Here is a 23,551-nt window from a genome sequence, read left to right as displayed (position 1 = left end):
CTGTTCGGTCAGAACGCGGACGTGGTGCGGATCAGCGCCCGACCCACTTGGGCTCACGCTTCTCGAGGAATGCGGTGACGCCCTCCTTGCCGTCCTCGGACTGGAGCGCATTGCCGACTGCGAGATGCTCCATGACCATGAGCGACTGGATGTCTGCATCCAGACCGCGGTCGATGCACATCTTGGTCAGCTTCATCATGAACGGGCTCTTGTCAGTGAGGTTCCCGATGAACTCGTCGACGGTCTTGTCGAGGTCCTCGGCCGGCGCGGACGCATTGATCAGGTCGAAGTCGACGGCCTCGGTGCCCGAGAGCAGCTTGCCGGTGAGCATCAGTTCCTTGGTCTTCCGGATGCCGATCATGCGGGGCAGGCGGTAGATGGGGCCGGCACCACCGAACAATGCACGGCGGATGTGGAAGTCGCCAATTCTTGCGTCGTCGGCCGCGATAGCGAAGTCGCACGAGATCATCAGTTCGAAGCCACCGGCGGTGACGTAACCCTCGAGCACCGCAACGGAGGGAGTGTTCATGGAGTACAGACGATCGCACACCTTCGCCGACAGGACGGCGACGTCCATGGCGGTGGTGGTGCCGATGAAGTCCGACAGCAATTCGTCGAGGTCGAAGCCCGAGCAGAAGGTGTTGTTGACTCCGCGAAGCACGAGAACCTTAAGGTTCGGATCGTTGTCCACCTCGACGATGATCTCGTCCAGACGATGCAGCAGCTCTACCGTGACAGCGTTCTTCTTGTGCGGGCGGTTGAGCCAGACGCGAGCGACGTCGCCGTCCTTCTCCAACAGAATGTGGTCGGTGTCGATCATGTGACAGCCTTTCGAGAGTGCAAGTTGAACTGGATTCACTTCAGTATTGATCATCGAGGCGATGGCGTCAATAGCCGATCCCCGGCGACCGCATCAATCGGTCTACACGGCAAGCAAATCGGCGATCCGCGCCCGATGAGCCCGCGAATCACCCTGCAGCGCTTCGTTTCCGAGAACTCGACGGAAGTAGCTGTGCGCCGAGTGCTCCCACGTGAAACCCACTCCCCCGTGCAACTGCACGGCCTCGTGGGCCGCGTGTACCGCGGCATCGCTGCACACCGCACCCGCGACGGCAATCGCCAGCCGGGCCTCGTCGGGATCCTCGTCGTGCACCGCTGCGGCATACCGGGCGGCCGATCTGGCCCGCTCGAGTTCGACCAGCATGTCGGCCAACCGGTGTTTGATCGCCTGGAACGAACCGATGGGACGGCCGAACTGATGACGCGTCTTGACGTGCTCGAGAGTCATCTGCAGCAGGGCATCGGCGATACCGGTGTTCTCGCACGCGAGAGCCAGCGTTGCCACGTCCTGTATCCGCGCGATCGCGTCGCCGGCTCCGTCCACCGACACCAACAGCGTCGCGGGGGCACGATCGAACGAGATGTCCGCTTGTCGCCTGGTGGAGTCGACGACGCGTCGATCATGCAGTGCGGAAAAATTGCTAGCGGACACTCCGAAGAGTGCGATGCCGTCCGGGCCGCGGGCACTGACGACCACAAGATCGGCTGCTCCACCTCCGACGACGAACCGCACCTGTCCGCTCAGAACCCACCCGTCGTCGGTCCGGTCGGCATCGACGTCGTCGGACTCGGCGGACAATGCGCTCACTGCCGCAACCGTGGTACCGCCGAGGATGTCCTCGAGCAGGTCCGAGTTGCCCGCCTCCATCATGGCGCGAACGCCGACGGCCGCATGCTGATAGACGGGTTCGACCACCAGAGCGCGACCGCATTCTTCGACGATGATGCCGAGCTCGACCATGCCGTAGCCGAGCCCACCCAGCTCCTCCGGCACAGCCATGGCGGTCACCGACATGTCGTCGACCAGGCGTTTCCACAGTTCGACCGAGTAGCCAGGGTCAGAGTCCGCAGACGCGCGCACCTGCTCGATCGTGGAGTACTTGGCGAGGACTCCGCGGATGGCCTCGCGTATCTCGGCTTGTTCGCTGCCGGGCGTCAGCGCCGACGGCTCCGAACGAGGCCAGGGGGCTTGTGCGTCGCGGTGAGATGATGACATGTCGCTCCACTCGAGTTGAATTCAGTTCTTTCTCGAACCATAACCGCTAGAACCCTCGACAAACAGGGTTTACCTGAACTAAGTTCACTTCATGTCATTGAAGATTGTGGAGTACTACGCCACCTTGGATGCCGGGCACCTGGACGACGCGGTGGCGATGCTGTCCGAGGATGTCGAATATTCGATGGTCTTGCCGAGCGGGGCGAGTCGAAAGACCGGACGAGCCGCGATGCTCGAATACCTGTCCGGCAGACCCCCCGTCGACCGCAAGCACCGAGTTCTCCGATCCGCCGTCGACCAGGACCTGCAGTTCGCACACGGTGCAGTGACCGAAGGCGACCGGACCACGGGCTACTTCGTCGGAACCATGCACGTGCGCTCGGACGGCCTGATCGACCGCTACCAGGTCTCGTTCGACACCGAATTCGACCTACTGGTCACCGATGCAGGAGAAGGCCGATGAACTCCGACACGCACCCGACCCCCACTCTGCTCCGCTGGTTCGAATACATGGATTCCGACGACCCGGATCGGGTCCTGACCATGATCTCGGCGGACTTCCGTATGTCCGTGCAGTTTTCCAAGGGACACGGCGAGGCAGCCGAGTTCGTGGGCGACCGCGACGGGCTCGTCGCCTACCTCCAGCAGCGCGAGAAGAGCACCCTGATTCATCATCTCGATCGCGGTGCCTCGGTCGACGGCACCGAGATGGTGCTGGGACGGACCACCCGCGACGGAGCCTTCGAGGCGTCGTTCAACGCCTCGGCCCAACTCGACGACAACGGGCACGTCCGACGGTTGCTCATCGCCCGCACGCCGGAATTGGCGTTCGACTAGGAGCCGATCGGCTCGCGAAACAGAGAAGAAAAGAGCGAGATGCCTGAACAAGCACTGATTTTCGAGGCCATCCGTACCCCGAGAGGCAAGGGGCGCAAAGGATCGCTGCACGGCACCAAGCCGGTGGACCTCGTCGCGGGGTTGATCACCGAACTGCGGGCTCGATTCCCCGATATGGATCCGGCCGACATCGACGACGTCATCCTCGGCGTCGTCTCACCGGTCGGAGAACAGGGCGCGGTCATCTCGCGCGCAGCCGCATTGGTGGCGGGCCTCCCGGAATCGGTCCCCGGCACCCAGATTAATCGTTTCTGCGCGTCCGGGCTCGAAGCGACCAACCTGGCCGCCCAGAAGATCGCGTCCGGCTGGGACGATCTGGTGATCGCCGGCGGCGTCGAGTCGATGTCTCGGGTACCGATGGGCAGCGACGGCGGTGCCTTGTTCACAGACCCGGCCACCGCATACGACCTCTACATCGTTCCGCAGGGAATCGGTGCCGACCTGATCGCCACGGTCGAGGGCTTCTCCCGCCACGACGTCGACACCTACGCGGCGGAGTCCCAGCGACGCGCCGAGGCAGCCTGGAGTGCAGGCTATTTCAAGAAATCCGTCGTTCCGGTCGAGGACTTCAACGGCGTCACCCTGCTCGACCACGACGAGCACCGGCGCCCGGGAACCACCACGGACAGCCTGGGCACATTGAAGCCGGCGTTCGCCGCGCTGGGCAAAGCCGCGGGTTTCGACGACGTAGCGCTGCAGAAGTACGTCGACGTCGAACGCATCGATCATGTTCACACCGGCGGTAATTCGTCGGGGATCGTCGACGGTGCCGCCCTGGTTCTCATCGGTAGCGCCGCGGCCGGAGCACGCGCAGGCCTGGTTCCCCGTGGCCGCATCGTGGCCACGGCTCAGGTCGGCAGCGAACCGACGATCATGCTCACCGGTCCGACCCCGGCCACCGTCGCGGTGTTGAAGCGAGCGGGCCTGACCGTGGACGACATCGACGTGTTCGAGCTGAACGAGGCCTTCGCCTCCGTCGTGCTCAAGTGGATGAAGGACCTCGACATCCCGCACGAGAAGACCAACGTCAACGGCGGAGCAATCGCGATGGGCCACCCGCTCGGGGCCACCGGCGCGATTCTGGTGGGCACCGTGCTGGACGAACTGGAACGAACCGGTGGCCGCTACGGCCTGATCACCCTGTGCATCGGCGGCGGAATGGGCGTCGCCACCGTCATCGAACGCCTCTGAACCGCCCATCGTCGACACATAGAAATACGAGAAAACATGAGCGAGAACATGATCGGATGGGAACGCGGTGCCGACGGCATCGTCGTACTCACGATGGACGACGCAGGCAAGAGCGCGAACACGATGAACGATACGTACATCGCGTCGATGGCCGCCACGGTCGAGCGGCTCGAAGCCGAGAAGGACGACATCACCGGTGTCGTGATCACCTCGGCCAAGAAGTCGTTCTTCGCGGGCGGCGACCTCGACGACATGACGCAGGACCCGGGCGCTGTCGACGAGCGGGACGTTGCGCGCGCCTTGACCGAGCGGATCGACGGCATCAAGAGTGTTCTCCGACGGCTCGAAACCCTCGGCCGCCCAGTGGTGGCCGCGATCAACGGCGCGGCCCTCGGCGGCGGCTTCGAGATTGCGTTGCACACCCACCACCGCATCGCAGCGGATGTGCCGGGCACCCGAATCGGCCTCCCCGAGGCCACGCTCGGATTGTTGCCCGGTGGCGGCGGGATCGTCAGAACGGTCCGATTGATGGGACTCGACGCCGCCCTGTCGAAGGTGTTGACGAAGGGCCAGCAGCACTCGGTGGCCGATGCGAAAAAGCTCGGGCTGATCGACGCCACCGTTGCCGGTGTGGACGAGCTGATTCCGGCCGCGAAGGCGTGGATCGCCGAGAACCCGTCGGCTGTGCAGCCGTGGGACGTCAAGGGTTTCGAGATACCCGGTGGCGGACCGACCGATCCTGCCGTCGCTCAGAATCTTCTGGCCGCAACGGCGTTGCTACGCAAGCAGCTCAAGGGCGCACCCGCCCCGGCACCGCGGGCGATCCTCGCCGCTGCGGCGGAGTGCGCGTCGGTCGACGTCGACACTGCGGATCGCATCGAAACCCGTTACTTCGTCTCTCTGATGACCGATCGAGTGGCGCAGAACATGATTCGTGCGTTCTTCTTCGACATGCAGACCATCCGACGCGGCACTTCCCGCCCGGCCGGCCACGATACGTTCACAGCCCGTTCGGTGGCAGTCATCGGAGCCGGAATGATGGGTGCCGCGATCGCCTACGTGTGCGCCAAGGCCGGTATCGAGGTCGTATTGAAAGACCTCGACCAGAACGCTGCTGACCGCGGAAAACTCTACGCCGAAAAACTCGAAGCGAAAGCTCTCGAGCGGGGCTCGACGACAGCCGAGAGGTCGGCGGCACTGCTCGACCGGATCCGGCCGACCGCGGACGCGACCGAGTGCACCGCAGTCGATCTCGTGATCGAAGCCGCATTCGAGTCCGTGGAGGTCAAGACTGCGGTGTTCGGGGAACTCGACGGGATCGTTCCCGCCGATATCGTCCTCGGCTCCAACACCTCTCAGCTTCCCATTTCTATCCTGGCCGACGGCGTGAGCCGACCCGAGAATTTCATCGGAATCCACTTCTTCTCCCCCGCCGACAAGATGCCCCTCGTCGAAATCGTCCGTGGCCGGCAGACTTCCGACGCGACCGTGGCGAAGGTCGTCGACTTCGTGTTCCAGATCGGTAAGACGCCCATCGTCGTCAACGACAGTCGAGGCTTCTTCACCTCGCGAGTGATCGGCGCGTTCCTCGACGAAGCGATGGCCGCGGTCGGCGAGGGCGTCAACCCGGTCTTCATCGAACAGGCAGGAGCGCAGGCCGGCTACCCCGTCCCGCCGCTGCAATTGATGGACCAGGTGACCTTGTCCCTGTCGCAGAAGATCCGCAAGGAGAACGAACGCGCGCTGGTGAGCGAAGGCAGCCCGCCTCGCCGACACGGCTCCGATGCGGTGATGGACAGGATGGTCGATGAACTCGACCGCCTCGGTCGCGCCGGCGGCGGCGGTTTCTACAGCTACGACGAATCGGGTGCGAGAACCGGGATCTGGCCGGGCGTGCGCACGTCTTTCGACTCGGGCTCGACTCGAATTCCTTTCGTGGACATGCAGGAACGGATGCTGTTCGCCGAGGCGATCGAGGCGGTCAAGTGCCTCGACGAAGGTGTGTTGACGAGCGTGGCCGACGCGAACATCGGGTCCTTGCTGGGCATCGGCTTCCCGCCGTGGACCGGGGGCGTGATCCAGTACATCGACCAGTACGACGGCGGGCTGTCCGGCTTCGTCGACCGAGCACGCGAGTTGGCATCGAAGTACGGGGCTCACTTCGAGCCGCCGCAGTCGTTGGTGAACAAAGCACTACGCGGAGAACGCGTCCATACACTCGTGTCCTGAACGAAAAGAGAATGCTGTGAATGCAGTACGTCGATCGGTGATGTCCGTCGGGATCGCAGCGGTGACCGTCGTCGCTGCGGCGTGCGGGCAATCCTCGCAGGAAGCCGGATCCGCACCGGTGCAGGGCACATGGGACGACGTCGTGGCTGCGGCCGACGAGGAAGGAACCGTGTACCTGTACTCCAGTCAGCATCCCGAGAACCTCGCGCTACTCGAGACCGCCTTCGAGTCGAAGTATCCCGACATCGATCTCGAGTTCACGCGAGGCAGTGACGTCGAGCTCAACCCGCGCGTGGAGACCGAAGCCCGCACCGGCCGTGGAACTGCCGACGTACACATGTCGACCGATGCCGCATGGATCACGAATGCGTCCGAATCGGGAACCTACTCGACGCCGGTGGTCGGGCCGGCCTTCGACGACCCGGCGTACGCTCGGTCGACGAGCATGCTGAACGACACGTTCTTCCTCACGAGCGCAGCGATATTCGCACTCGGGTGGAACACCGATGCCGTTCCTGCCGGGCTGTCGTCCCCGCAGGATCTGTTGGATCCGAAGTTGAAAGGCCGACTGGGCGTCGTGAATCCTGCGGGGTTCGCCGCCGTCGTCGACGAGTATCGCTTCTTCGACGAGAACTGGACCGGTGGCGGCTTTCTGGACAAGCTCGCCGCGCAGGAACCGCGGGTGTACCCGGGCACGTTGGCCGTGGCGCAGGCATTGAGCTCCGGCGAGATCGCCGCGTCGCCGATGGTTCCCCCACTGGTGCGGGAGAAGGACGCAGGTGCACCGGTCGACTGGACACTTCCCGATCCGGCGTGGGGTGCGCCGTACTACTCCCACGTGCTGTCGTCGGCTCCGCATCCCAACGCCGCGCAAGTGCTGGCCGACTTCATGGTGTCGGCCGAGGGGCAACGCGCCCTGTCGAAGGGGTACGGCAGCGCACTGCCCGATGTCGAGAACTCGGTCGGGTCGGCACAAGACATTTCGCTGCCCGATTCGGATTCACTGACGCCCGAGAAGGTCTCGCAGTTCCAACAGGAATGGGAAAGCAAGTTCAACTGAACGTCGGTGGATGTGGTGGCCGGGTTCGCCACTATCGCGGTGCCACATCCACCAGCACTCGCACCTGCGGTTCGGCCGTCAGATGGGAGGCGATCGCGGTCCTGATGCGATGCTCGGGCACCGTCAGCCTCTCCGTCTCCTGGGCGGCATACTCCGACCAGTTCTCGAAGGTGCACAGCTCGACGAATGTCGCTCTGGTGCTGGACATTTGCGCACAGGACCACCGTACGGCCCCGAGTCGGAGTCTGGACGATCGCAGGCGTCCGACATCGTCGACGAACTGTGCAAGCTTTTCCGGATCGACGACATACGTCGTTTCGACGGTTATCCGGCGGCCGTCGAATTCGGTCGAGAGTACCGGCGGACCTGCCCCTCCTGACAGATCCGGTGCTATCGATTCGCTCGGCAGAATTCCCCGTCGGAGAATCTCTACTGCGGAGACGGACATGATCGCCGCCGAGACGATGACTGCGGCAACGAGACCGACTGCGTCGGCCAGAAACCCCCACAGGAGGGCACCTACTGCCTGACTGCCCTGAAAGGTCAGCATCACGAATGCGATGACACGCGACTTGATCCACTTCGGCATCACAGCGTGGGTGGCGATCATCCAGGTGCTCTGGATCGCGACCCACGCCGCACCCACGATGACCAGCAGCACGAAGACCACACTCACCGACGGCACGAGCACGATGCCCGCGAGGACCGCCGCATACGCAATCGAACCGATCGCTACGAATGTGTTCCAGCTCAACCGTGCACGGAGAGGCATCAGTGCGACGGTCCCGGCCACCGCACCGATCCCGATGGCACCCGAGAGAACACCGAACTGAACCGACGATGCATGTAGTCGTTCGTATGCCACCACCGGTAGCAACGCCCACAGGGCACTGGCCGGAATTCCGAACGTGATGACGCGCAACAACAGTCGCCGAGTCCACCGCGAATGGCGAATGAACCGCACACTCACCCCGACAGCGCGGTGCACGGATTCGGTCTTGGGCTTCTTACCGGACTCGGGCGGCACCTGAGTGAGCGCCACGATGACACAGACTGCGAACAGCGCGGCGACGGTCGCAAATGCACCGCTCGAACCCCACCATGCGAGTATCGCGCCTCCGATCACCGGTCCGACTGCGCGCGCCCCGTTGAAAATGGCACCGTCGATTGCAGGAACGACTGCCATCATGTCGGCAGGGACCAGATGAGGGAGCAGGGCCTGCCACACGATTGCCACCGACGCGAGCCCGCACCCGGCGAGAAACACCGCGGTCATCAACGCCGGTGTGGAGGACAGGCCGAGGAGTTGCAACGCCGTCATGACGATCGACGCCACCAGCAGGACGATAGCGGTGCCCGCGAGCAACAACCGATGACCGGCGAACTCCGCGATGGCCCCGATCGGTAGAGCGAGAAGAAAGAACGGCACACTGGCGGCGAACTGGACCGAGGAGACCACCAGCGCGGACTCCCCCGACTCGGTGAGCGTCCACTGTGCAGCGAGAACCAGGATCCACACGCCCACACTGGCGCTCAGCTCGAAGCCCAACATCCGGCGCAACTTCGGAATACGCATCGGCGCAAAGAAACTGATGTGATTCGACGATTTCACCTGTGTCACCTTTCGGACGCGGCCTACACTTGAACCTAATTCAGTTGTGGAAAGATTGTTGCGTTTTCCGCATCACCCGATTCGAAGGGACGTCATCGAAGACCATGATCAGTCGAGTACTCTGCCTCGCCGCCCGTCCCAGCGGAAAACTCACGACCGAGCATCTGGAGCTGGCGGACATCCCGCTCGCCCCACTGCTCGATGGCGAAGTGCTGGTACGAAATACGTGGCTGTCGATCGATCCGTCGATTCGACTGCGCCTCGGCGACTCGGCACCGTCGGGATATCTGCCACCGCTCCGAATCGGAGATGCTTTGGTGGGGTTGGCACTCGGCGTCGTCGTCGAATCACGGGACGAGAACTTTCGGCCGGGAGATCTGGTGTCGCACATGTACGGCTATCGCGACTTCGCAGTGGTCTCTGCCACCGCCGGCGGATTGGGTGGCGCGGGCACCCTCACCAGAATCGATACCCAGGACTGGCCCCCACAGTGGTTCCTGGGTCCGCTGGGCAGTTCCGGGCTCACGGCCTATGTCGGCCTCTTCGAGGTGATGGACATTCGATCGTCCGATACCGTCTGGATCTCGGCCGCGGCAGGAGCAGTCGGCAGTATCGCCACCCAACTCGCCGCCCACCACGGCTGCACGGTGATCGCTTCCGCAGGCAGCCGGCGCAAGGCCGATCATCTCGTCGATGCCTTAGGAGCCTCCCGCTCGTTCGACTACCACGACGGCGACATGGACAGCCTTCTCGCGAGCGCTGCCCCGGACGGAATCGACGCATACTTCGACAACGTCGGCGGTTCTCACTTCACCGCTGCACTCGACGCACTTCGACCCGAGGGACGCGTCGCGATGTGTGGGGCGATCTCCACCTACGAAACATCGAACACGTTGCCGTCGAACCTGTTTCAGATCACGGCCAAGAGCTTGTCGGTACGAGGATTTCGAGCCGGTTCGTACGGCCATCTCTACGACACGATGCGATCCACCGTCGGAAGCCGACTGGCCGACGGAACCATGATCTACGAGGAATCCGTCTACGACGGCCTCGAGCAGGCCTCCACCGCACTGGTCGATCTACTCAACGGGCGAACGAGCGGAAAGACGCTGTGCCGACTGTAAATCCCTGCCGGTTGTGAGCCTTTGACGCATCGGTTCAGAGCGGTCCTGCGTTCGACCGCACGACGCGCGGCGGCGTCCATTGCTCGCTCAGGGCATCCTCGGTCGGTTGATAGATCCTCAGGACCAAAAAGAACGGATGCTGGGGTGCCGGAAGCCAGGCGTGGTCGGGACTGTCGGTCGTGGCCGGCGATGCGCTCACCCTGATCGTCGACGGTCCCACGGCTCCGTCGCCTCCGTTGACCGCCGATCCCGCCGAGTGCTTCTTCTCGGGCGCGTCGTACAACCAGCCGGTTTCTGCGTCGTACAACGTGATGCTCCAAAAGGCCTGCGCTGGCGGGGAAGTGACGAACTCGATGCGGTATTCGTCGCCGCCTCCGCACGTCAGTCGCTGTCCGTCGTCGTCGACATAGGTGTTGTACGAGCAGTTCTCCTCGACAACGTTCGCGCCGAGACCGACGTAGTTCATGACCGCACGTGCAAAGAAGTTGTGCCCGTGGGCACCTTTGCCGAGCACCCGGGTCCAGCCGGATTCGGTGCGACGCCCCAGCAGCGATCGAGACCGGGACAACATCGTCATCGCGGTTCCGAAGCCCTGTTCCATGCCTTTCCGTGTGGCCTCATCGAGGTCGTGCACAGAGAAAGTGCCAGTACCCACACCGAGCTGTCGGAATTGGTGCACGTGGGCTACGTCGGTGAACGGCACTCCGTTCACCGCCAGCGACGCATCGAGGGCCGTGAAGAACGCTGCCGAGGAGACTTCGACCGCACGAGGATCGACCACCGGCCACGCCGGCACCGACGCGATCGGTGCATCGATCGTGACCGCATCCTGCAGCCTGTGCACGGCCGGCAGGTCCGAGTCTCCGAACGCCTGTATCCGCATCAACAGCCACATGATCGGTGTGGCGACTCTGAACACCTCGATACCTTCGGGAATCGAACCGGTCCAGTCCGAACACGCCAGGAACAACGCGCGCGGCTGTTCGGGGTGCGTACGCCGACTGACATTGCTGGCGTTGCTGTAGGCGTCCAGGAAATTCAGCGTGTAGTACCGGCTACCGAAATCGGGAAGAACGACGACGATCGGCCCATCCGAAAGGTCGAGCCAGGCATTGGAATACAGCGTGTCGACATTGGGGACCCGGAAGGCCTGGAACTCCGCACCGGCAATCGTCCGTTCGTGGACGAGCGAATTGGTCGCCCACCGTTCGCCGTCTGCAGCCGGGGCACACGCGTCACACATGCCGGCGTATTGGTACACCGACGGCAGACCGTAGACCACCGCGTGCATTGCCAGTGATTGTGCCCGGTGCTGCCGGTCCAGTGCGTCCGACGGGTGTACATCCGCCGCATCGGTTGCAGCGATCTGATCGGCCGAACTCGGGTCGTACGTTCGCATCGGTCAAAAGTCCCTTCTCGCAGACGCTGTCGCTGATCCGAACGCCCGTCGCGTTCTTTATTTGCGGCCTCTCGGCGCGTCGAAGCCGTGGACAGCCACTGGAAAGTGATTGACATCACGCAGCATAGCTGCTGAACTGAGGTCAGTTCAAACAGGAGGACGATACATGCGACATCCGGTCCGGACGAAACACATGATCATCGCGATACTCGTCGCCACATCGACCGTCGCGCTCAGCGCGTGCGGATCGTCGGGCGGAGACACTGCATCGGTGGAAGGAAACTGGGAAGACGTAATGTCGGCGGCCGAAGAGGAAGGCTCGGTGACGCTCTATTCGAGCCAGAACACCACCATCCTCGACAGCGTCAAAGCCGCGTGGAATGCGAAGTATCCCAACATCGCTCTCGAATACGTGCGGGGTACCGACGCGGATCTCAACCCACGCGTCGAGGTCGAGAACAAGACCAAGAAGGGGATTGCCGACGTCCATGTCGTGACCGATACCGCGTGGATCGCCTCCGCTGCGGAGTCGGGCAATTACTCCCAGGAATTACGCGGCCCTGGTTTCGACAACCCCGATTACGACCGGGACTCCAGCATCAAGAACAACCGCCTGTTCCTGAACGTCGCGGCTACCTTCGGAATGGGCTGGAACACCGATGCGGCCCCGAACGGCCTGACCGATCCTCGTGATGTTCTCGACCCCGAATACAAAGGGCGCGTGGGCGTTGTCAGCCCTGTGGGCATTGCATCCTACGTCGATCTCTACAGCTTCTACCGACAGAATTTCGGCGACGATTTTCAGGAACGGCTCGCCGCACAAGAGCCGAGAATTTACCCCAGCGCCCTCGTGCTCGCGCAGGCACTGACCTCCGGCGAAGTTGTCGTGGCCCCGATGGTGCAGCCACTGGTTCAAGAGGTGGCGAGCGGCGCACCGGTTAACTGGGCTCTTCCTGAACCTTCATGGGGAACCCCTTACTACGGGCACGTCACTGCAGTCGCGCCACATCCGAATGCGGCTCAGCTTCTGGCCGACTTCCTGGTCAGCACAGAGGGACAGACCGCGCAGGCCATCGGAGTAGCAACAGCACTGCCCGGCATTGCCGGGGCGACCGCCGACGCACACGACGTCCAGGCTCCCGACCCCGAACAATTGACCAAGCAGTACGTCGACCAACAGTCTGCGGAGTGGGAACAGCAGTTCGTGAGCTAGCGCCCTGCAGCCCAGTAGAACCGAGCGCAGGCCGTGACGGGATCACACCGTCACGGCCTGCACTCTTTCCCATCACGGCGCTGAGGCAGACCAGACGACAAAACTCAGGGCGAGCAGCCCGAGGCTCGGAATCAACACTGCAATGACGTGAGCACGTAAGGGGAACACCACCCTGTTGTCCTCCGCGGTATGTCCGGCCCTCACTCGCGCGATCCAACCCGAGGCCAGCAAAGCCGCCGCGCCGAAGCCGACGAGGACTGCCAGCGCTATCAACGCAGGCTGGCGCGTGTGCGAGCTCAGGCGTATGCCGATCACTGCACACACGGCCACGGCCGATTCCGTACGGACCCAGGCCAACTGGGTTCTCTCTACTTGGAGGCCTCCGTCTCCCAGTTCCCCACCCGGCCGCGAAGTTGGGGGCTCGCCCCGACGTCGACGGGTCATCGCAGGACGGACCACAGCACCAGAACCCCGACCGCCGCAAGGACGAAAGCCAACGGCAGGGCAATACGAGGAGAAGGAAGAGCCTCGGACTTACGCATACTCTGCTCGGTGCGCGCCCAGCCCCACCATGCGTGCAACGGAACTCCGATCGACGACACGATCAGCATCACCGAGGCCACCACACTCGGCACGGACCCGCCACCGATATCGAATACTTGCAGAGCTACCCCCGCTGCCATCAATGCCAGCGACGTTCGAATCCACGCCAGGTAGGTTCTCTCGTTCGCGAGACTGAAGCGCGGATCGGGCTCGGCTCCAACGGAATACACCGAACGAGGAAACCGTGCAGGCCTGTCGTTTGTCACATCGACCTCTCGAACTCCACTGCAATCGCAGCATCGCCGTGTCCGAACCTCTGCGTATCACGCCCTCCGATACACACACCAGGCTACAGTCAAGGTGAATTCAGTTCACATAAGGGGTCCTATGCCGAACCGCACCCAGCCGGAACAAACCGACCTGCGCGACGATGCGAGCGCGCTCCAGGTCTGGGGATTCCCGGTGATCTTTGCCCAACGCCTCCGGCTGCGGTTCACTGATCCAGCGAATCCGCACGCGCAGCGACCTCCCGCGTCGGCCGGCGCTCCTCTGAATACCGTTGGACACCAAAGAGAATTGTCGAATCCCGCGCTGACCGCGGGTGTCGCCCCGAATGTCGACACCCTGTACTCGTTGGCCTTCGTCGACCTCGATTCCGGGACCTTCGAGCTCCGGCTGCCGGACTTCGCCGATCGCTACTACAGCGTGCAGATCGGTGAGGCGGACTCGTCCACGAGCACGGTCATCGGTCGGAGGACTCATGGGTCCCGCATCCCTCCGCTCACGTTGTACCGACAGACATCGAAGCCTGCGAACACGGGTACTGCGGACGGATGGGTTGCATGTCGGTCGAGATTCGTGATGATCGCGATTCGGATTCTGGTCGATCCATCCCGGCCCGGAGACGTACTCGCGGTCAACGGATTACAACAGCACATCGTTCTGACCGGTCCGCCTGCACCACCGACTGCGCGTGCGGAGCTCGCCCTCTGCACTGTCGAACGTTCTGACGAACTGCAGCGGCCTCGCGAATTTCTCGGTGCCCTCGATCACGCGATCGGAAGCCTCGGCGATTCGGACGTACCGCGCTGGGTCGGGCAGACGCACCGCCGTCTGATGGACGCACTCGACGCGGCAGCCGGCCGTGATGCCGCCGAACGTGAGATCGCAGACGGTCTGCGATCCGGCTCGGAAGACATTGCTGCACAGGTCAAATCGATGGGTCGCTCCGTCAACGGCTGGGCGATCAATGATGCAGGTGCCGACTTCGGTGCGAACCATCTCCTGCGAGCCGCCGTCGCCTATTCCCAGATCTACATCAACCCCGCCGCCGAGGCGTCCTACCCGGTATGCGAACAGGACGAAGAAGGCCGTCCACTCGACGGGGCGAACGACTATGCCTTCACTTTCCGGGCCGGCGAATTTCCTCCTGCCGAGTTCTTCTGGTCGATGACCGTCTACCACGCACGCGGACTGCTGTACGCGAACGAACTCGACCGCTACGCCATCACCGACCGCACACCGAATCTGCACTACGATGCGGACGGCTCACTCACCGTCAGGGTGCAAAATAGTTGCCCGACAAACGGAAACACGGCCAATTGGCTGCCGTGCCCACCCGGTGCCTTCCGGCTGATGCTCAGGCTCTACGGCCCGAAACCGGACAGCCGTTGGTCTCCCCCGCCGGTGGTTCGCCAGCGGTGATCTCACGTCCTGCCCACACAGCTCGAAAAGTGCTGCGAGACAACCACCTACGTTCTGACGGGGAATCGTCGAGAACGATGTCAGCGACGGGTCGCTCTGAATACATCGACCGGGTGGGGCACCCGAGGGACGCCGTCGGCACCCGGCACCGATACCGCCGCGAGGTAGGCCCGCACCGGCTCGTGCAGTTCGGGCGTCAACCGGGCTTGCACCGCGAAGTCCAGCACGTCGTCGCTCGCGGCGGAAAGATCGACCAGCGCATCGAGAGTCACCGTGTCGTCGAGGACGATCTCGGCGTCGACGAATGCTTTCTCGATATCTGCGCTGAACCATTGCCGATGGCCCTCCAGCGGAGGGGCGAGTACTTCGACGAGTGCATTGAGCGCCGCCGTCGGCGCAATCGCCACCCACAGTTCGCCGCCGGGTCGCAGCAGGGCGAGCGCGGCACGCAACGTAGCTCGTAAGTCTGCGACGTAGTACATCGAGTGCACGAACATCACGACGTCGAAAGTCTCGTCGACGGGTGCGTCGTCGAACGATGCAGCGTACGCGTGGGCGTCGAGTTCGGCGGCCTCGAGCGCCGCCATCGTGGCGGCGAAGAGCTCGGTACTGCCGATCCAGGGGTCGATGCCGACGTACCGGACCGTACGGCCGGGTGCTCGCAGCACCAGGCCTGCTGCGAGCCTGGCATCGAGTGAGCCGTCTCCGCAGCCCACCGACAGCACCGAGAGCGGTCCATTCCCCATCCCGGCCAGCCGATCTGCGAAGTGCTGGGCGATCAGACCGCGCTGATCGGAGAGCATCTCGAAGGCGGCATGGTGCTCGGCGTAGGACTCGGGCGGGAGGCCGGCCAGCGCCTCTGCCCCACGCCGCATCGCCCGCAATCCGTCGATGAGCACGACGGCAGTGTCGGTCGGCGAATTCGGAGCTATGTTGGACATTGGACCGAGTCAACCACGACGCCCCGTCCGGTGCGTCGTAGTTGGCTTCCTAGGAGGAATCTCGTGAGCAGCGGAGACACAGCCGAACGCAGTCTCGAGCACTGGAGCGAGGCGGGCCGCACGGGTATGGAGGCGTTCTACGCTCTGGCCACCGAGGACTATCACCAGCTGGCGTTGGCAACCGATTGGCCGACGCTGCTCGCCGGCCGGGCTCACGAGGGCTGGTCGCTACTCGACGTGGCTTGCGGCAGCGGTAAATTCCCCACTGCGCTCCGCCGGTACACCGACCTGTCCGCGGTACCCGAGGTCGCCTACGACCTGCTCGACCCATCCGAATTCTCGGTGGCCGAGGCACGCGGAGCTTTGGCCGCGCCTTTCGTCGCGCGGCACGATCTGGTGATGACGCTGCAGGATCTGCCCGCCGATCACGCAGGCTACGACGTCGTGTGGGCCACTCACGCGCTCTACGCCCTTCCGCCCGCCGAGTTGGATGCCGCGGCCGAAAGATTCGTGGCCGCACTGGCTCCCGGTGGTCTCGGTCTGGTCGCGCAGGCAACGGAGGCATCCCACTACATCGCCTTCTACGATGCCTTCCGCGCCGGCGTGCGCGAAGCAACGCCGTACACGACGGCCGAGCAGGTGCGCGACGCGCTGATCCGCGCGGGTGCGGACGTGCGCGAGCAGCGCGTTTCCTACACCACCGGAACGTCCGATCGCGCTGTCGCCGAAGGCTTTCTGCAGCGGTGCGCCTTCGACGACTCCGTGTCACTCGACGAGATGGAGGCGGCCCCCGTGCTCGGCGACTACCTCGCTTCGTGCCGCGACGCGTCCGGTTCCTACACCTTCTCGCACGAGGCGGCCCTGCTGTGGCTCTGAACAACCCTGCCACCAACGAGCTTCTGCCCGAACGCAATCGCGAGGGCGGTATCGACCAGGACTGGGCGGGCAACGATCAGGACTGGTGGGACTGGTACGTCACGCTGGCCGCCAACGACGCCGCACCCGCAGAACTCGTCGATGGCCCTGGACTGCCGGATGTCGAGGCCGCCACGGACGAACAAGTCGAGCACGAACTCGCCGAGCCCTACGATCTCGACCCGGCTGCCGTCGACGCATTCGCGCGACACGCCTTCGTGCGGCTGCCCGCGGTGTTCTCGCCTGCCGTCGTACGTCGACTCGCCGAGCGCCTCGAGGAGTTACTGCGAGCCGAGCACGGCGACGACGTTGCGGGCCGGTTCACCGCGCTCGAGCAGATGTGGCTCCACGACGACCTGATGCGTGCCGTAGCACTGTCACCCCGGATCGGCGGCCTGGCCGCGGCACTGCTCGACGTGCCCGGCGTTCGGCTGTACCACGACAATGCGCTGTCCAAGGAACCCGGCTGCGGACGCACACCGTGGCACCACGACGCCGAGCACTTCCCGTTGCAGACCACCGACGCTGTCACCGCCTGGATGCCGATGTCGGCCATTCCGGGCCCGATGGGCCCACTGTCGTTCGCGCGCGGCCGGGACGTTCTCGGCGAAGTCGCCGACCTGGAATTCGACAAGGTCGGCACCTCCTACGACGAGGCCGTCACCCAGCGCTTCCGCACGCGCAACGTGGCGGTGGAGTCCGAGCCGTTCGCCGTGGGAGACGTATCGTTCCACTCCGCGCTGTGCTTCCACACCGCAGGCCCGAACCGGACGACACAGCCGCGTCGCGCACTGGCCACCACCTACTTCGCCGACGGCACCCGCGTCGTCGAGTCGCCGACCCTGATCAGCGGCACGTGGCGCGAATTCCTCCCCGGCATCGAGCCCGGTGGCCTCGCGAACTCCGAGCTCAACCCGCTGGTCGGCCGCCGGGACTGAGACGCCGATTCTGCGGGGCCAGCAGTTTCAGTGGACGTGCGTACACTGAATCCGGTGGGGACGAAACCTGGACCGGGGAAGAAATCTCGGCGCACACAGGAGTGGGGTGAGCTCGGCGAGCTCACACTTCGCGAGTTGGCGTCGGCTGCGGGTGGCGTTCGCGCGGTCCACTCGGCAATTGCACGACGCACGTTTGCTGCCGTGAAGCTCGGTATCGGTCCCGCCGCCCTGCCGACCCAACTGATGCACGACGCGATCGCCGCCGGCACGTACGCGAGCATCGCGGCCGCCTGCACCGGCGCAGCCAAGATCGTCGGTTCCCTGACCGACGGCTCCCTGGCTGACGGCTCCCTGGCCGACGGCGACGACGTGGCCGAGGACGACTCGCGGCCGTCACCGTCGCACACCAGCCGTGGCGCGCAGACCATCGCCGTTCTGAACGGTCTCATCGGCGACGACATGGAGAGAACAGCCCGAGTACTGGCCCATCCGATGTCGATTCGAGTCGACGGACGCCCCGTACCGCCGGAGTACCGAGCGTTGGCCGCGGGGTTTCCCACTGCGGGAGCGCACCTCGTGGTGTTCGTCCATGGGCTGGTCGAAACGGAATACGCATGGCGGCTCGGTGGGCGGCCCACATACGGAGAGCGGCTGGACGCCGAAGCCGGGACGACCTCGATCTTTCTGCGCTACAACACCGGACGCCGAATTGCAGCCAATGGTGCCGACCTGTCGGACTTGTTGGAGCAGCTCGTACCGGCGTGGCCCGTCCGGGTACACCGGATCACGTTGGTCGGACATTCCATGGGCGGGCTGGTCTCACGCAGCGCTGCTCACCACGCTGCCGAAGGCGGTCGCCAATGGGTGGATCTGCTGACGGACGTATTCACTCTGGGGACACCACATCTGGGCGCGCCACTTGCTCACGGCGTCCACGTCGCCGCGGCCGCAATGGCACTCGTACCCGAGACCCGGCCGTTCGCGAACCTACTGGCGCGTCGAAGTGCCGGTATCCGTGATCTGATCCACGGAGCAATCACCGACGAGGACGGTCATGCTCGGTACACCGACAGCTTCGATGTCGGTGCCGCCATCGACATCTCGGCCCCGGAACGGGTGCGTCATCATCACGCGTCCGCGGTCGTCACCGGAAGTCCGCGCAACCCGGTCGGAGTCTTCGTGGGCGACGGTCTGGTCCGTACCGACAGCGCCGGAGGTCGAAACAAGCTCCGCAACATAGGACTTCGACCGGACGACGGTCTCGCGATCTACAGTGCTCACCATTTCACCCTCCTCAACGACGAGAGGGTGTACAGCTGGATGCGGCGCAGCCTGGTCGATAACACTGCAGATCTCGGCCCGGGATTCTGATTCACCAGGTCTGCTCGCGTCGGTTCGCCCGGCTCTACCCGAGTACCGAGGTCAGCTCCGGCCGCTTCGCCATACGACGGTCGCCCGAGGATCGTCTGCGGATTCGACGAGTCAACCACGGCGCGAGGAACATTCCAGCCCAGGTGAGGTCGGCGCGAACTCGGGAGTGCAGGCGCGGTCTGGCAAGCGGTGCCAACGGAAGATTCCATGCGTCGGTGGCACCCGGTAGACCGAGGGCGTAGGCGGCGGCCGCAGCGAGCCGCGCATGTCCCGTCTCGTTCAGATGCAGTCGGTCCCAACTCCACAGCCGTGGATCAGAGGCCACGTCGTGCTTCTCGAGGTCGATGACCACGACATCGGATTCGGCTGCGACTCTGCGAATCTCGGCGTTCAGCTCGGTCATACGCCTGGCGATGACGGTCCTTCCGGGGACCGGGTGAGCGAGGCGGGGGAACGTCATGGTGATCACGGTGCAGTCGGCCGCTCGGAGCGCGGCGAACATTGCGCCCACCTCACCTGCCACGGTCCGCGCATCGAACTGCGGACGCAAGATGTCGTTGACACCGGCAGCGACGGACGCGACCGTCGGCTTCAACGCCAACGCAGCCGGCAACTGCTCGGCCTTGACCTGCGCGGCTTTACGGCCACGCACTGCGAGGTTGGCATAGACGACGTCGTCTGCGCCCTCAACCATGTGCTGGGCGAGCCGGTCGGCCCAACCACGAAACCCCGTTTCGTCGTTGCCGTCGTTCAGCCCTTCCGTCTGGCTGTCGCCCAGGGCTACGTATCGCAACCGTTTCGTCTGATCCACCACGTCACCGCTCTTTCACTCACCAGCAATATACAACAAGTTGTCTAATACCTGGACGTCTGGCCGCCGTGCGACGGGTACTGTGCTGGATCATGTCGCTACGTGATGCCGTGCTCGCAGCACTGGTCGACGGGGAGATGTCGGGTTATGACCTGTCCAAGGCGTTCGACGCAACCGTCGCCAACTTCTGGACTGCCACTCCCCAACAGCTCTATCGCGAACTCGACCGAATGGATCGAGACGAGGTGATCTCGGCGCGACTGGTCGAACAGGACGGTCGACCCAACAAACGCCTGTTCAGCCTCACCGACAAGGGACGCGCAGCGCTGCGCCAGGTGAGCCATCGGCAACCGAAGCTTCCTGCCATTCGCGACGAGCACCTGGTTGCGATCCACGCTCTCGAAGCCGGGGACCTCGAGCCGATGACCGATGCGATCCGAGAACGAATGCAGCTCTCACGAGACAAGCTGGCTCGGTACGACCGGATGGCGCACCGCCTGCTCGACGGACGTACCGAGACCGAGTTCCTGGCCACCGCCGATCGCATCGGCCCGTATCTCACCCTGATGCGGGGACGGATGTTCGAGGAGGAATCGCTTCGCTGGGGTGCCCGCGTCCTCGAAGTGCTCGACGCTCGCGCTGGACGCGGATGATCCCGCCGAACACCCGTTCATAGTCGCAAAGTTGTGTACTGTTCGGTCACCAGCCGAGGGTGTCTCAGGCCCTGGCCCCACCCAGGAGATGACGCGTGCAACAGTTCCGACAGGCCGTCGAGGCCAACGATCACGACGCCATGGCCGCCACCCTGGCCGATGACGTCGTCTTCAGCTCCCCCGTCGCATTCAAGCCGTACCGCGGCAAGGAGCTGACCGCGGCGATACTGCGAGCCGTCACCCGCGTCTTCGAGGACCTTCGCTACGTGAAAACCGTCGAGGACATCGGCGGCCGTGATCACGTCCTGTTCTTCGAGACCCGCATCGACGACGTGACCGTGCACGGCTGCGACATCCTCCACCTGAACTCCGACGGCCTGATCGACAATTTCACCGTGATGGTGCGTCCGCTGTCGGCTGCGCAGGCACTCTCCAAGGCCATGGCGACAGAATTTGCCGCCGAAATGGGCTCGATGGGTTCGGCGGAGAAGCAAGACAAGCAGTGATACCGGGCTTGTGGAACGAACAGAGCCGCGCACCTCTGGGTGCGCGGCTCTGATCAGTATTGGGGTGACGGTGTTCGCCAGTGCGCCTCTCGGCAGGTGGCCGCTCGCAGCGGCTGATGGTTGGTACCCGGGGCATTGGGATCGAACACCGTCGATGGAGTCAACGACGACTCGGCTCCTCGTATTCCGACCCGTGGCGATGTGGTGGGCCCGCGGTTGCGCAGCGATGACCTGAATCCACGCCCCCAATCGGAATCGACACCTCCTACGAAGGGTGTAAATCCCGACGAAGGGCGTAGATGCGGGCCGTCGACTCGATCAGCTCCCACGTTTCGGATATCCGACTCCGATCGGCGTCGGATATCCGAAACCGAGGAGCCGATCCGAGACGAAAACGCAAAAACTCCGATCCCAGGGACGGAATCGGAGCCAAGAGAGCCTCCTAACGGGATTGAACCGTTGACCGCTCGCTTACAAGCATGTTGCGAGACAACCAGATACGTCCGCATGGAACCACCACAGCCGCCCTGAACAGGGTCAATTGTCCAGGCGGTGCCACCAGAGTCCACGTCTGTTCGGACCGACATGTGACACGCTCGTGACACCGAGACGCAGCCCGCATCCAAATCCGGTACTTGTAACCCCATTTTGTACAACACATCGACACCTCGTCTCTCTGGTTCGGGCGGACATCAGAGTTCCGTGGACCAACAATCCCCCGGTCGTTCGCGCAGCCCCGTCGTGGTTGGTTTCGGTCTGCCTGACGTGAGGGCGAACGCGCGTCTCGCCGCCCCGACGGGCAAGCCGGCGCACTGTAGATTTGCCGGTAGAACCGGTGTTCGCAGTTAGGTGGGTCGTGTCAAAGCTCAGGGAATCTCGATACCGGCCAGAACGAGCACCTTCTCCTGCGTCAGGTCCTCCATTGCCGAATGCACCCCTTCTTTGCCTGTCCCAGAATCTTTGACTCCGCCGTACGGCATCTGATCGGCGCGGAAGCTCGGCACGTCACCGACGATGACTCCGCCGACGTCCAGGACGCGTGACGCCGTGAACGCTGTCTGCAGGTTCGACGTGAAGATGCCCGCCTGCAATCCGAATCGGGATCGGTTGACCTGTTCGAGTGCCTCCGCATCCGAGGCGACTTTGCAGAGCACGACAACCGGCCCGAAGACCTCGTCGTCGACAACCTTGGCCCCCGGCGGTGCTTCCTCGATGACCGTCGGCTCGAAGACTGCGCCCGTGCGTCCACCGCCGGCCAGAACGGTGGCTCCCCCCGCGACGGCTTCCTCGATCCACTCCTCCACGCGTACGGCTGCGCGGTCGTCGATCAGGGGGCCGACGTCGGTCTCGTCGTCATCGGGTGAACCGGTCGACAGCGACGCGACGTGAGCCAGAATGCGGCGGCGCATGGCGTCGTAGAGGCTGTCGTGGACGAAGACCCGCTGCACCGCGATGCACGACTGACCCGCTTGGTACATCGAGAACCGTGCGATCCTCTCGGCTGCGTACTCCTGTTTCGCCTCGTCGACCCAGTCCGCGCAGACCACCACCGCGGCGTTACCTCCGAGTTCGAGCGTGACGTGCTTGCGCGGAACGAGTTCTCGGATCGACCAACCCACCGGGACCGATCCGGTGAACGAGACAACCGGTAGCCGAGGATCCACGACCATGTCCGATGCCTTGTCGTTGGAGACGGTCAGCACTGACCACGCACCCGCCGGAAGCGATGTCTCGGCGAGTATTTCGCCGAGCACCAAGCTCGACAGCGGGGTGGCCGGCGCAGGTTTGACGATGATCGGCGCGCCGACCGCCAGGGCCGGTGCCACCTTGTGTGCCACCAGATTCAACGGAAAGTTGAACGGTGCAATTCCGAGGATGGGACCACGTGGGACGCGCTGAACCAGCGCCAAACGGCCGTCCGATCCAGCGTCAGTGTCGAGTCGCTGAAGATGCCCGCTCCATCGTCGTGCCTCCTCGGCCGCCCACCGAAATGTCGACACCGCACGAGCGACTTCCACCCGCGCCCACTTGATCGGCTTGCCGGATTCGGCAGAGATGAGCCGAGCGATTTCCTCCCGACGCTCGTGCAGACGCGTCGAGACATGCACGAGCGCATCCGCCCGAACATGGGCCGGCGTTCCCGCGAACTCGTCCGCCACCGCGGCGGCGGCCGCGATCGCGGCGTCGACGTGATCCGAAGCCGCCTCGGACACCGACCCCACGATGCGACCGTCGAACGGATTGCGGATCTCGGTGGCTGCACCGCTGGTAGTCGCTTCGCCTGCAACCCAGAACGGAAAGTGTGTGACGGACATCGGGGTCTCCCTTTCGAGGGCCGAAATGAATGCTCGCCGGCCCCGTGTCGGAGGCCGGCGAGCATCGAGGGCG

22 protein-coding genes are annotated in these 23,551 nt (G+C 64.1%); 13 read left to right on the top strand and 9 right to left on the bottom strand.

The window, feature by feature from the left end:
- Positions 1-31: 31 nt before the first annotated feature.
- A complete protein-coding gene (locus CH268_RS01220; RefSeq protein ID WP_032366859.1) occupies positions 32-820 on the bottom strand; it encodes an enoyl-CoA hydratase/isomerase family protein in 789 nt (262 codons plus the stop codon).
- 102 nt (positions 821-922) lie between these two features.
- The gene (locus CH268_RS01215; protein ID WP_094662070.1) at positions 923-2,056 is read right to left on the bottom strand and encodes an acyl-CoA dehydrogenase family protein; all 1,134 of its coding nucleotides are present in this window, start codon (positions 2,054-2,056) and stop codon (positions 923-925) included.
- A 91-nt stretch (positions 2,057-2,147) separates the two neighbouring features.
- Here CH268_RS01215 and CH268_RS01210 point away from each other — a divergent pair, with 91 nt between their 5' ends.
- The 5 genes from CH268_RS01210 to CH268_RS01190 are packed head-to-tail and all read left to right on the top strand — an operon-like array spanning position 2,148 to position 7,433.
- Entirely contained in the window at positions 2,148-2,519 is a 372-nt protein-coding gene (locus tag CH268_RS01210; protein WP_032386464.1) for a nuclear transport factor 2 family protein, read from the top strand.
- Positions 2,516-2,893 carry a hypothetical protein gene (locus CH268_RS01205; RefSeq protein ID WP_032379296.1) on the top strand — a complete coding sequence of 126 codons (378 nt, stop codon included), beginning with the start codon at positions 2,516-2,518 and terminating at the stop codon, positions 2,891-2,893. Before CH268_RS01210 ends, CH268_RS01205 begins: the two co-directional genes overlap by 4 nt.
- Before the next feature lie 39 nt (positions 2,894-2,932).
- Complete coding sequence (locus CH268_RS01200) at positions 2,933-4,144, top strand: acetyl-CoA C-acetyltransferase (protein ID WP_094662068.1); 1,212 nt, start codon at positions 2,933-2,935, stop codon at positions 4,142-4,144.
- 36 nt (positions 4,145-4,180) lie between these two features.
- Entirely contained in the window at positions 4,181-6,373 is a 2,193-nt protein-coding gene (locus CH268_RS01195; RefSeq protein WP_094662066.1) for a 3-hydroxyacyl-CoA dehydrogenase NAD-binding domain-containing protein, read from the top strand.
- 40 nt (positions 6,374-6,413) lie between these two features.
- Entirely contained in the window at positions 6,414-7,433 is a 1,020-nt protein-coding gene (locus CH268_RS01190; protein ID WP_032386767.1) for an ABC transporter substrate-binding protein, read from the top strand.
- A 31-nt stretch (positions 7,434-7,464) separates the two neighbouring features.
- Here the strand turns inward: CH268_RS01190 and CH268_RS01185 are convergent, their stop codons facing one another.
- On the bottom strand, positions 7,465-9,045 hold the full coding sequence (locus CH268_RS01185) for an MFS transporter (RefSeq protein ID WP_094662064.1): 1,581 nt from the start codon (positions 9,043-9,045) through the stop codon (positions 7,465-7,467).
- Between the two features lie 104 nt (positions 9,046-9,149).
- Between CH268_RS01185 and CH268_RS01180 the strand changes: the two genes are divergently transcribed.
- On the top strand, positions 9,150-10,169 hold the full coding sequence (locus CH268_RS01180; RefSeq protein WP_094662062.1) for an NADP-dependent oxidoreductase: 1,020 nt from the start codon (positions 9,150-9,152) through the stop codon (positions 10,167-10,169).
- 34 nt (positions 10,170-10,203) lie between these two features.
- Here CH268_RS01180 and CH268_RS01175 read toward each other — a convergent pair whose 3' ends face one another.
- A complete protein-coding gene (locus CH268_RS01175) occupies positions 10,204-11,568 on the bottom strand; it encodes a DUF1254 domain-containing protein (RefSeq protein WP_094662060.1) in 1,365 nt (454 codons plus the stop codon).
- Between the two features lie 166 nt (positions 11,569-11,734).
- Between CH268_RS01175 and CH268_RS01170 the strand changes: the two genes are divergently transcribed.
- Complete coding sequence (locus CH268_RS01170) at positions 11,735-12,781, top strand: ABC transporter substrate-binding protein (RefSeq protein WP_094662058.1); 1,047 nt, start codon at positions 11,735-11,737, stop codon at positions 12,779-12,781.
- Positions 12,782-12,853: 72 nt separating this feature from the next.
- Here CH268_RS01170 and CH268_RS01165 read toward each other — a convergent pair whose 3' ends face one another.
- Both CH268_RS01165 and CH268_RS01160 read right to left on the bottom strand, forming a co-directional pair.
- Positions 12,854-13,225 carry a DUF202 domain-containing protein gene (locus tag CH268_RS01165; protein WP_141215070.1) on the bottom strand — a complete coding sequence of 124 codons (372 nt, stop codon included), beginning with the start codon at positions 13,223-13,225 and terminating at the stop codon, positions 12,854-12,856.
- On the bottom strand, positions 13,222-13,554 hold the full coding sequence (locus tag CH268_RS01160) for a YidH family protein (RefSeq protein ID WP_255182262.1): 333 nt from the start codon (positions 13,552-13,554) through the stop codon (positions 13,222-13,224). Before CH268_RS01160 ends, CH268_RS01165 begins: the two co-directional genes overlap by 4 nt.
- 157 nt (positions 13,555-13,711) lie before the next feature.
- Between CH268_RS01160 and CH268_RS01155 the strand changes: the two genes are divergently transcribed.
- Positions 13,712-15,028, top strand: coding sequence for a DUF1214 domain-containing protein (locus CH268_RS01155; RefSeq protein ID WP_094662052.1), 1,317 nt, complete (start codon positions 13,712-13,714; stop codon positions 15,026-15,028).
- An 80-nt stretch (positions 15,029-15,108) separates the two neighbouring features.
- Here CH268_RS01155 and CH268_RS01150 read toward each other — a convergent pair whose 3' ends face one another.
- Positions 15,109-15,969 carry a methyltransferase domain-containing protein gene (locus CH268_RS01150; RefSeq protein WP_094662188.1) on the bottom strand — a complete coding sequence of 287 codons (861 nt, stop codon included), beginning with the start codon at positions 15,967-15,969 and terminating at the stop codon, positions 15,109-15,111.
- A 63-nt stretch (positions 15,970-16,032) separates the two neighbouring features.
- Here CH268_RS01150 and CH268_RS01145 point away from each other — a divergent pair, with 63 nt between their 5' ends.
- Genes CH268_RS01145 through CH268_RS01135 form a run of 3 tightly spaced genes read left to right on the top strand, consistent with a single transcriptional unit; the run spans position 16,033 to position 19,193 of the window.
- Positions 16,033-16,845, top strand: a complete 813-nt coding sequence (locus CH268_RS01145) for a class I SAM-dependent methyltransferase (RefSeq protein WP_176457811.1) — start codon at positions 16,033-16,035, stop codon at positions 16,843-16,845.
- Positions 16,836-17,822 carry a phytanoyl-CoA dioxygenase family protein gene (locus CH268_RS01140; protein WP_094662048.1) on the top strand — a complete coding sequence of 329 codons (987 nt, stop codon included), beginning with the start codon at positions 16,836-16,838 and terminating at the stop codon, positions 17,820-17,822. The genes CH268_RS01145 and CH268_RS01140 overlap by 10 nt, the downstream gene beginning before the upstream one ends.
- Before the next feature lie 54 nt (positions 17,823-17,876).
- Positions 17,877-19,193 (top strand): esterase/lipase family protein, encoded by a 1,317-nt coding sequence (locus tag CH268_RS01135; protein WP_141215068.1) that lies wholly within the window; start codon positions 17,877-17,879, stop codon positions 19,191-19,193.
- Positions 19,194-19,227: 34 nt separating this feature from the next.
- On the opposite strand, the gene CH268_RS01130 is transcribed toward CH268_RS01135, so the two are convergent.
- Complete coding sequence (locus tag CH268_RS01130; protein ID WP_217900889.1) at positions 19,228-20,007, bottom strand: SGNH/GDSL hydrolase family protein; 780 nt, start codon at positions 20,005-20,007, stop codon at positions 19,228-19,230.
- 89 nt (positions 20,008-20,096) lie between these two features.
- On the opposite strand from CH268_RS01130, the gene CH268_RS01125 reads away from it, so the two are divergent.
- The gene (locus CH268_RS01125) at positions 20,097-20,657 is read left to right on the top strand and encodes a PadR family transcriptional regulator (protein WP_094662044.1); all 561 of its coding nucleotides are present in this window, start codon (positions 20,097-20,099) and stop codon (positions 20,655-20,657) included.
- A 95-nt stretch (positions 20,658-20,752) separates the two neighbouring features.
- Positions 20,753-21,163, top strand: coding sequence for a nuclear transport factor 2 family protein (locus CH268_RS01120; RefSeq protein ID WP_094662042.1), 411 nt, complete (start codon positions 20,753-20,755; stop codon positions 21,161-21,163).
- 866 nt (positions 21,164-22,029) lie between these two features.
- On the opposite strand, the gene CH268_RS01115 is transcribed toward CH268_RS01120, so the two are convergent.
- Positions 22,030-23,478 (bottom strand): aldehyde dehydrogenase family protein, encoded by a 1,449-nt coding sequence (locus CH268_RS01115; RefSeq protein WP_094662040.1) that lies wholly within the window; start codon positions 23,476-23,478, stop codon positions 22,030-22,032.
- Positions 23,479-23,551: the final 73 nt, after the last annotated feature.

Origin of the sequence: Rhodococcus sp. 06-1460-1B (assembly GCF_002258475.1) — a bacterium.
Lineage (GTDB): Bacteria > Actinomycetota > Actinomycetes > Mycobacteriales > Mycobacteriaceae > Rhodococcoides > Rhodococcoides fascians.
This window is presented reverse-complemented; position numbering and strand designations above follow the sequence as displayed.

Coding starts and splice junctions, on each gene's coding strand:
- CH268_RS01220 (WP_032366859.1), bottom strand. CDS start 820: ATGATCGACACCGACCACATTCTGTTGGAGAAGGACGGCGACGTCGCT.
- CH268_RS01215 (WP_094662070.1), bottom strand. CDS start 2,056: ATGTCATCATCTCACCGCGACGCACAAGCCCCCTGGCCTCGTTCGGAG.
- CH268_RS01210 (WP_032386464.1), top strand. CDS start 2,148: ATGTCATTGAAGATTGTGGAGTACTACGCCACCTTGGATGCCGGGCAC.
- CH268_RS01205 (WP_032379296.1), top strand. CDS start 2,516: ATGAACTCCGACACGCACCCGACCCCCACTCTGCTCCGCTGGTTCGAA.
- CH268_RS01200 (WP_094662068.1), top strand. CDS start 2,933: ATGCCTGAACAAGCACTGATTTTCGAGGCCATCCGTACCCCGAGAGGC.
- CH268_RS01195 (WP_094662066.1), top strand. CDS start 4,181: ATGAGCGAGAACATGATCGGATGGGAACGCGGTGCCGACGGCATCGTC.
- CH268_RS01190 (WP_032386767.1), top strand. CDS start 6,414: ATGTCCGTCGGGATCGCAGCGGTGACCGTCGTCGCTGCGGCGTGCGGG.
- CH268_RS01180 (WP_094662062.1), top strand. CDS start 9,150: ATGATCAGTCGAGTACTCTGCCTCGCCGCCCGTCCCAGCGGAAAACTC.
- CH268_RS01175 (WP_094662060.1), bottom strand. CDS start 11,568: ATGCGAACGTACGACCCGAGTTCGGCCGATCAGATCGCTGCAACCGAT.
- CH268_RS01170 (WP_094662058.1), top strand. CDS start 11,735: ATGCGACATCCGGTCCGGACGAAACACATGATCATCGCGATACTCGTC.
- CH268_RS01165 (WP_141215070.1), bottom strand. CDS start 13,225: ATGACCCGTCGACGTCGGGGCGAGCCCCCAACTTCGCGGCCGGGTGGG.
- CH268_RS01155 (WP_094662052.1), top strand. CDS start 13,712: ATGCCGAACCGCACCCAGCCGGAACAAACCGACCTGCGCGACGATGCG.
- CH268_RS01150 (WP_094662188.1), bottom strand. CDS start 15,969: ATGTCCAACATAGCTCCGAATTCGCCGACCGACACTGCCGTCGTGCTC.
- CH268_RS01125 (WP_094662044.1), top strand. CDS start 20,097: ATGTCGCTACGTGATGCCGTGCTCGCAGCACTGGTCGACGGGGAGATG.
- CH268_RS01115 (WP_094662040.1), bottom strand. CDS start 23,478: ATGTCCGTCACACACTTTCCGTTCTGGGTTGCAGGCGAAGCGACTACC.